The sequence below is a fragment of the Dorea sp. AF24-7LB genome, from assembly GCF_003478575.1.
In the GTDB taxonomy this organism is placed as follows: domain Bacteria; phylum Bacillota; class Clostridia; order Lachnospirales; family Lachnospiraceae; genus Dorea_D; species Dorea_D hominis.
In genome coordinates, this window is sequence record NZ_QUFR01000023.1 from 1 (window position 1) to 8,457 (window position 8,457).

General features: G+C 35.5%; 10 protein-coding genes. All 10 read right to left on the reverse strand.

What is annotated here, in order from left to right:
* Window positions 1-297: 297 nt before the first annotated feature.
* Window positions 298-1,443 (reverse strand): hypothetical protein, encoded by a 1,146-nt coding sequence (locus DWY31_RS13650; RefSeq protein ID WP_021861360.1) that lies wholly within the window; start codon window positions 1,441-1,443, stop codon window positions 298-300.
* A 30-nt stretch (window positions 1,444-1,473) separates the two neighbouring features.
* The gene (locus DWY31_RS13655; RefSeq protein ID WP_199672002.1) at window positions 1,474-2,487 is read right to left on the reverse strand and encodes an RHS repeat-associated core domain-containing protein; all 1,014 of its coding nucleotides are present in this window, start codon (window positions 2,485-2,487) and stop codon (window positions 1,474-1,476) included.
* Window positions 2,468-2,629 carry a hypothetical protein gene (locus DWY31_RS13980; protein WP_158575520.1) on the reverse strand — a complete coding sequence of 54 codons (162 nt, stop codon included), beginning with the start codon at window positions 2,627-2,629 and terminating at the stop codon, window positions 2,468-2,470. Before DWY31_RS13980 ends, DWY31_RS13655 begins: the two co-directional genes overlap by 20 nt.
* 317 nt (window positions 2,630-2,946) lie before the next feature.
* Window positions 2,947-3,477: a hypothetical protein gene (locus tag DWY31_RS13660; protein WP_021860602.1), complete on the reverse strand. Its 531-nt coding sequence runs from the start codon at window positions 3,475-3,477 to the stop codon at window positions 2,947-2,949.
* A 38-nt stretch (window positions 3,478-3,515) separates the two neighbouring features.
* Window positions 3,516-4,475, reverse strand: coding sequence for an amidase domain-containing protein (locus DWY31_RS13665; RefSeq protein WP_118520956.1), 960 nt, complete (start codon window positions 4,473-4,475; stop codon window positions 3,516-3,518).
* A 440-nt stretch (window positions 4,476-4,915) separates the two neighbouring features.
* Entirely contained in the window at window positions 4,916-5,443 is a 528-nt protein-coding gene (locus DWY31_RS13670) for a hypothetical protein (protein WP_118520958.1), read from the reverse strand.
* A 39-nt stretch (window positions 5,444-5,482) separates the two neighbouring features.
* Complete coding sequence (locus tag DWY31_RS13675; protein WP_158575521.1) at window positions 5,483-5,698, reverse strand: ankyrin repeat domain-containing protein; 216 nt, start codon at window positions 5,696-5,698, stop codon at window positions 5,483-5,485.
* 293 nt (window positions 5,699-5,991) lie between these two features.
* Window positions 5,992-7,299, reverse strand: coding sequence for a hypothetical protein (locus DWY31_RS13680; protein WP_118520962.1), 1,308 nt, complete (start codon window positions 7,297-7,299; stop codon window positions 5,992-5,994).
* 26 nt (window positions 7,300-7,325) lie between these two features.
* Entirely contained in the window at window positions 7,326-7,877 is a 552-nt protein-coding gene (locus DWY31_RS13685; RefSeq protein WP_118520964.1) for a hypothetical protein, read from the reverse strand.
* A gap of 214 nt (window positions 7,878-8,091) precedes the next feature.
* Window positions 8,092-8,457: hypothetical protein (locus DWY31_RS13690; protein ID WP_199672004.1), on the reverse strand; the 366-nt coding region annotated here is incomplete at its 5' end.

Here is an 8,457-nt window from a genome sequence, read left to right on the forward strand (position 1 = left end):
CATGCAGAACGGTATGTTTTACTGCTGATTCGTCCTCATCGCCTGCCGACTCGGCATCATCATCCGGCGAAATCTCTGTCAACACTTTCATATTCTTCTCTTTTGCATATCTTTCCCCACTTTGCATAAAATGATGTTATATATATAATAACGTTTGTTGCTCTTGTTTTGTTACAGAAAAGCTTAAAAAATCCGAAAGAATTTCTTAATTTTGGTCGGAAAGAGAGACTTTCTATATATCCAGAAAACCCCTCTACTTTGTTTATATGTATTTATTCCTATTATTTTTTAGAAAACTTACATTAAAATTGACGGATAAACCATCGGTACATATTTAATTCCATACATCTTTCTGCCATTCCAATTTTCTACATGCAATTGCAATTCTTCATCAAATAATGGCACATTCTGCCCCTGCTCTTTTAACTGTTCATCTTCCAGATCGTATACCAGAACCGCAGGTGCTTTCATTAAAAATGAATCCAGATAATTTTTTCGCATATGTTTCCGATCTTCGACTGTCACTTCTGCAATTGATTTATTGATAATGAAAGAATATCCGTTTTCAGATTTTTTTAGTATAACTTGATTATCTTTATTTTCTGCAAAATTCAACTCATACTTATTCAGCAAATCATATGGTACATAGTTAAACCACTCGATTCCACCGAGTAAAAATATCCCATCCGGAAATACATCATATTTTTCTGAAAGATCTGCCGCAAACAGCTCACTATATGGCGGTCCATAACTTGATACAGAATCCGGTATCAGATAAATATTTCCTGTCACTTGCTTTATTTGGGCACTTATTTTCCAGAACACCTTCTGTAATTCCTGTGCTACTTCATCATATTGAAAATCAAATAATTCTCCAGCCACAGAACAGCTGAGATATCCATAATAATCGTCTGACTCATCACAACGTTCTGCATGAAAACCCCAGACAATATCCGGATACACACATTTCACCTGCATTGGAAAGCTGTCTTTTTTCATTACATCACGAACATATTCTACAAATGCTTCATCTGTTTCAAATTTTCTCCGTCCCTTCAATGGCTTTTCAATTGTTTCAGGATCTTCATCTTCCAGATCTGTATCATATCTTTTATCAAAAAATTTCTCTGTACCCGAAAAAGAACGTATTTTTCCAAATCTGGAATCTTTATATTCTCCCTCTGCCGAAAGATCATTTTCATCTGACTTTTTATCCAGAAAATGATCTAATTGCTTTTCTTTTATATTTTCATCCTCGCTCTCAAAGCGCATAAAAAACTGCTCCCGCAAATCATCATAAAATTCCTTTTTTACAACTTTCCAGATCCAATCCAGTTCTTTATCTGAAACGTGAAAAAATTTCAACTGCATTGCAATATATTCATTTTTTATGTACGTTTTTTCCGAAAGAATTGCAGAACCTTTGATATTATTTATCTTCATATGCATCTCTCCTTCTCATATAATATCTAATCAAATAGGTGCAGGCACTAAGTTACCTGTTGACATACCAAGACCTATACAAACACCTGCCGTCAATGTTATTTTTATTACCCCTTTTGCTGTCGATAACTGCTTTTGTCTCTTTTTGTTCAACTTCTGCGCATAATATACTAATCCTTTTCTTTTCAAACCGTATGTGATTCTCCATGCTCCATAATAAAAATATCCCGAGATTTTTTCCCTTCCACGTCTTATATTTCTTATAATGTGCTTTCTTTTGCTATATCCAACAATTATCGAAGAATCATATTTTCTTAATTGACGATCCACATTTTTCCAATTTTTCTTACATTGCCGTTTTGATTTCACTTCATAATATTGATTCATTGTCACATCATAAACATCCAAATAACCACACACTCTCATTGATTTTGCATTACGTACTGTAACCTCAATATCAGCTCCTCTTCCTATTCCAATCAAACGAAACATATATGCCAATTGTACAAGTTTATGAATTTTCCAATAATCACCCAATGTTAGTTTAGAGCTAATACATGAATGCCCACTCGGATCTACATAATTAATCGGATTATTCTTGCAGTATGCATACAAATGTAACGTATCCGGATCATTCACCTCTCCCCGGTAGGTATCTTCCGTCAGGAATCTTCCATTCTCAGGATCATAGTATCTTGCGTTCAGGTAATAGAGTCCGGTGCTTTCATCATAGATACCGCCTGTGTAGCAGATCTCATTCTTTAAGGCACTGCTTCCGTGGATACTGGTCTCTCCGAAATCGTCATACTCGTAAGAAAGCTCACCCTTTGTATCCTTGTTCAGGATGCTGGAGGTACTGCCCTGGATGTCCTTGGTATACAGAAAATCCTGGTAAGAGGCTGTTGTTCCGTCTTTTCCGGTTACTTTCTGCTCCGCATAGATCACGTTGTTTTCCAGTCCGCACAGGTTCTGAATCAACTTCTCTCCAGCGTCTGCTCCAGTTGTATAAGATACCATGCCATCTTCATAGAAGTAGTTTGTCACTTCTCCTGCTTCCTACACCGCTCTTCTTAGTTACAGTTGCCGTACTTAATCGATTTCCCGCATAATCATAACCGTAAGTCGTAGTTGTCTTCTTAACACCGCAGGACAATTTCTTCCAGCGAAATTTATCCTGCGGTTTCATAATCAAATCATCAGTTTAAAATACTTAACAGTTACATCCATGCGCCTTTACATGCGATTCGTTCAATGATAATTACAAGCACCGTTATTACAACATTAGTCACAGCAATGATCCCAATATTTTTTTATTTTTTACTTCATCTGCGACCAATGCATATACAATTGGACACTCTATGAGCAGTGTTAAAATAAGTAACCGACATTGATCGTATAGTAGTCGATTTCTCCGAACAGACTTTTTATACCGTCTGTGAAATACATATAGTTAATAATGCAATTATAATTAATCCTACTTTTGTTTTCTTCATATAGGTCTCCTTAAAATACATCCATACCGAGTTTTACTTTGAAAACCGTAAACCAGTCATTCGCATTCCACTTATCATATTTAATAGAAGCTTTAGATTTTCTATATTGATTTCCTTCATCAATCCATTCTATTGTAACAGGTATATCTACATCCTCACTAGCACCAGCTTCTGCCTCTATAAAATTATACACTTTTTTCCCTTTTAATATATATTTTTTTGCAGGAGTATCAAAGCCATCTACTGTATGTATTTTCTTAGTTGTTCTAAACACGGTTCCATCTTCTTTCGTCCAAATCTTTATCTTTTCAGGTGATTTTGATGCTTGTGAAACTACATATCCACGTATAAATCCGTAAGAATCTGGAATTAAATATATTTTCCACATCTTATCATCAGTCATAGACTCAACATAATCTTTTTTCATTTTAGAAGAATTTAAATAAACCGGGAAAAAGATTAAAATGGATACTATCGTTACAATGCATACACTAATTATTCCTATTCCTATGCCTAGTATTAATTTCTTTTTTTTCTTCAATGCAATTCCTCCTACTCTTTATTTATTCTGTTACATCTTTATTTTATACGTATAATTCTCCACTTATTATTCTTGTTCTTAAGTTTTTTTACAGGATTTTTAGAATGATTATTAGTATGTCCAGCATATCTAAACTTACCGTTTATTTTACAACTTATTATCACCGAATGATACCACCCATCTTTGTTTCTATGCAATTGAACAATATCTCCTATCTCAAACTGCTTTTCTATTTCTGAAAACTTGCTTTTCACAATAGTTTTTGCCCCATGCACTTTCCAATAATAATAAAATATTTTTACCGAACGCCATGGACGTGTTATATGCCACACGTTATCCTTAGTGCGTTTAGCATACCAAAACATATTTAATTCATCGGTTTTTGGCGTTAACGGTTCTCGTGGTACATTCATCTTTTTTCCACCTGCATGCACACACTGCGACACAAAATTAGTGCAATCTTTGCTATATTCGTGATATTTTGGATTTGGATGTACTCCCCATTTATATGCATAATTTGCTGCTTTTTGAGGACTGTATTTATGCCCACTTGGATCTACATAATTAATCGGATTGTTCTTGCAGTACGCATACAGATGCAACGTATCCGGATCATTCACCTCTCCCCGGTAGGTATCTTCCGTCAGGAATCTTCCATTCTCAGGATCATAGTATCTTGCGTTCAGGTAATAGAGTCCAGTGCTTTCATCATAGATACCGCCTGTGTAGCAGATCTCATTCTTTAACGCACTGCTTCCGTGGATACTGGTCTCTCCGAAGTCATCATACTCGTAGGAAAGTTCGCCTTTTGTATCCTTGTTCAGGATGCTGGAAGTGCTGCCCTGGATATCTTTCGTATACAGGAAGTCCTGGTAAGCGGATGCTGTTCCGTCTTTTCCGGTTACTTTCTGTTCTGCATAGATCACATTGTCTTCCAGCCCGGACAGGTTCTGGATCCGTTTCTCTCCGGTATCTGCTCCGGTTGTATAGGATACCATGCCGTCTTCGTAGAAGTAGTTTGCAATGTCTGGGTTCCGTCTGCCTGATAGTATTTCGATACAGTCTTCAGATTCCTTGCATCGTAAGTATCTTCCCGGTAGTCTCCATTTTCATAAGTAACCTTTGTCTGGTTTCCACGTCTGTCGTAACTGTAAGCAGTTGCAATGCTTTCGTCTTCCTTTTCCCCCTGATCCTGACTGCTCTTTATGAGACCTGCCGCATCTGTGACTTCGATACTCTTTCTGCCGCTTGCATCGGTAACGGTTGTCTTGTATTATTTCTCATCCAACCACGTCCGAATAATTAATCCCACATATGCAGTAACAAACAATAGCTCTCTTTTGTGACATATAATTTCAAAGTTTTAGAAATAGCAGGAAAATTCTGTTTCACGTATTCAGAAATAGTCCTGCTGTCTCATTTGCATTATACTAATACACTAAAACACGTCCAGGCCCAGTTTCACTTTAAGTGTTGTAAACCATCCATATGCATTCCACTTATCATATTTGATAGTAGCTTTTGATTCTATTAACTGATTTGATTTATTGGTCCATTTGATGATAATAGGTATTTCCGTTTTTTCTTCCGCACCGCTTTCCGCTTCTATAAAATCATATACTTTTTCCCCTTTTAATATATTTTTTTCTGCTGGCGTTTCTAAATCATCAGCTATATACATTTTTGTAGTTGCTTTATCAAATGAACCATATTCTTTTGTTAAAACTGTAATCTCTTTTGGCATATGATTTTCTTTTGGAATTATGTAGCCTCGCACAAATCCTAATGAATCTGGAATTAAATATATTTTCCACGCTTTATCATCACTCACTGATTCTGCATAATCACTTTTCATAACCGCAGAATTTAAATAAATAGGAAAAATATTAAAAAATATAATTAAAATCAAATAGAATATAAATATTATTCCAACTATTATACATATCCATTTCTTTTTTACTTTCATTACTTCATTCAACCTCCTTTGTGTCCACCCAAAACACTCCTACTTTAAAAAATCAACATCCGAAAAAAACTGATTTTCCTTCGCAATGTCATATGCCGTGTTGCCATCACCGTCCTTCTTGTTCACATCCGCTCCATGCTTCACCAGATACTTTGCAATATCTTCGCTTGTACACTCTGCCGCCGCATGCAGAACGGTATGTTTTACTGCTGACTCGGCATCATTATCCGGCGAAATCTCTGTCAACACTTTCATATTCTTCTCTTTTGCATATCTTTCCCCACTTTGCATAAAATGATGTTATATATATAATAACGTTTGTTGCTCTTGTTTTGTTACAGAAAAGCTTAAAAAATCCGAAAGAATTTCTTAATTTGGGTTGGAACAGAGGAATTCTTAGATATATATCCTCTTACATTTATAGTAATAAACAAAATATCTTTTTTATCACATAATATTTAACCTTTTAGAAACAGCAGGAAAATTCTGTTTCATCCCTCCAGAAATTACCCTGCTGTTTCACTTTAACTATCGTACAATTCTGTAAATCAAATATCTATAGCATCTAATAGCTTCATATCTCCATTTTGCTGCCGCACGAACACAAAGACAACATTTCCACAGGTCTGTACCGTATATTCTTCATTCCGCTTATATCCGTTCACTTTACTTTCCCTGATGCATTTATCATCTTTAACCTGATACCGTTTTACAGTTCCTTTGCAAAATGTCGAATAATAGTTATCTGATACTGCAAGCACCTGCTCTTTGTCTTTGATTACTTTATGTGAAATCTTTCCCGTTGATAAATCAATCCAGGCAAATCCACTGCCTTCAAATTCTGCTAAAGAACCTGATCGATTCACGCCCCGCCCATCATCTCCATAAGATATAAATCTCACAAGGGCAGTATTTTTCTTTACATCTACAGACACGATGCTGTACTTGTCCGTGATACTATTTGCATAATCTTTCCATTTGTTTTCTCCGGATATTTTCAGCAAGTCATCACGTACATATAAATCTTTACCATCATAACTAACTACCATATTCTCTGTGAATACAAGCCGTTTTTCATGTTTGTCTACAAATGCAACTTCAGCGATTTTGCCAGTTATTTTCAACGCTTTCTCTTTGTCCATCCATTGCACTTTGCTGTCTGACCGATTAATAAGAAGCCATAAATCCGGTAATTCCACCGCCCGGTATTCTTCTAACATCTTATTCCCATCTGCCGAATAGTCTGTTGTCTGATCTAAAACTTCCGAAGACATTTCACCCGGTCTTGTAACATCGTCCAGATCAAAGCTATACACATACCGTATCCCTTTTAAATCTTTCACATAACAATACAGATTCTTCTGTCCTGTATAAAGCCATATTTCCGATATTCCCTGACTGATTTTCCTTTTCTGAATTAGTTTCCCTTCTTTTTCATATTGCAGCACTCCGTCGGCTACTGCACAATATATATATTTATCAGACACGGAAAAATTACGACACTCATTTGGTACAGTAACAATGTGTTTCTTATCTTCCAGAGAAAATATCTTTTTACCTTCACGATAATAATGATTCTTTCCATCAAATGTCGCTAACTCCATACCTTCATTTTCCAGAATATCTACTTCTGTACCCAGCTCACCAGAAACTGCTTTTTCACTGATTTGTGTCATCGTAGAACCAGACATGCTTTTTATAATTAAATGAACTGCAATAATATTAGTCACAAGAAAGACTGCCCAGACTTTCCGGCTGGCTTTTCCCTTTTTCTTTATATAACGCACTATTGCAAATATACTCAGGATAATATATGGCACACATATAATAAATACTATCATTCCTGTATAATTCATAAGACACTGCCCCTCGTAGTAGAATATTATTTTATAATTCCCCTTGTTTCTTTATTTTCAACTTTCACTCCTGCAAAATCTGTTGGATAAATACCTTTATGGCTTTTGTTATCTTTTATTATTACCGGTCGGAAATATTTTTTATTTGCCCATATTTTTTTCCCATTGCAAAATTTTAATATGTATTTATCCGATGTCTCTACCATACTCTCTAAATTATCTTTTTCAAATTTTCTTCCTTTTGTCTTGCAACCGCAATAGCATATTATTTCATTATCCTCAATTTTAATTTGATAAATCATACGCGCATGCATTCGTCCAACACACACTATGACACTTAGCACTGCTGCAATAAAAACATACAAGAAGATTTGTTCTTCCAGTGTAATGTCGGTTATATAATTCATTGACACATAAAGTGTTACTATAACAAAAAAGCAACAAATAATTTCAAATATTTTATCAAAAATCAGAAACCATCGTGCGTTATTTATACATTCTTTTTTCATATCTGTATCTTCCTCCCAAAAACTACTTACTATAAATATAGCGGTAAACATTGCCTTACTATAATTCATCCCCCTTCTTTCATCCAATCACACCCCAGATAATTTATCTTACATATATAGTAACAATCCACAGCTCCATTTTGTGACATATAATTTCAAAGTTTTTTAGAAACAGCAGGGGAATTCTGTTTCATGTATTCAGAAATCGCCCTGCTGTCTTATTAGTCAATTATTTACTAATTAATATAACTACTAAATAATCTACACATGCTAATGTTTTATACTAATTGTTCAACTCCATCACATCCATGATCTGCATATTCTCCCCACTTTCATCATCCACGTACACAACATACAGCTTGTCTCCATATGTCTGGAAATCATAACGGATAATCTCGTCACCTTTACCGGTCTTGTAACCTTTTATCTTCTTTGTCCAAAGCGGCACATCCTGCCCGGCTTTATAATAGCTCACCTTACCATCTTTGAATGTCGCATAAGCATCCGTTGACATGAAAACAGCCTGTTCTTTTTCGAGTTCATACTTCGCTGTAATCTTCTGCTTCTCCATATCATAGTAAATCAGTTCACCGCCACTGTATCTTGCCGCTTCATAATCCGCTCCTGTGTAATGTTCCATGCCACCAAA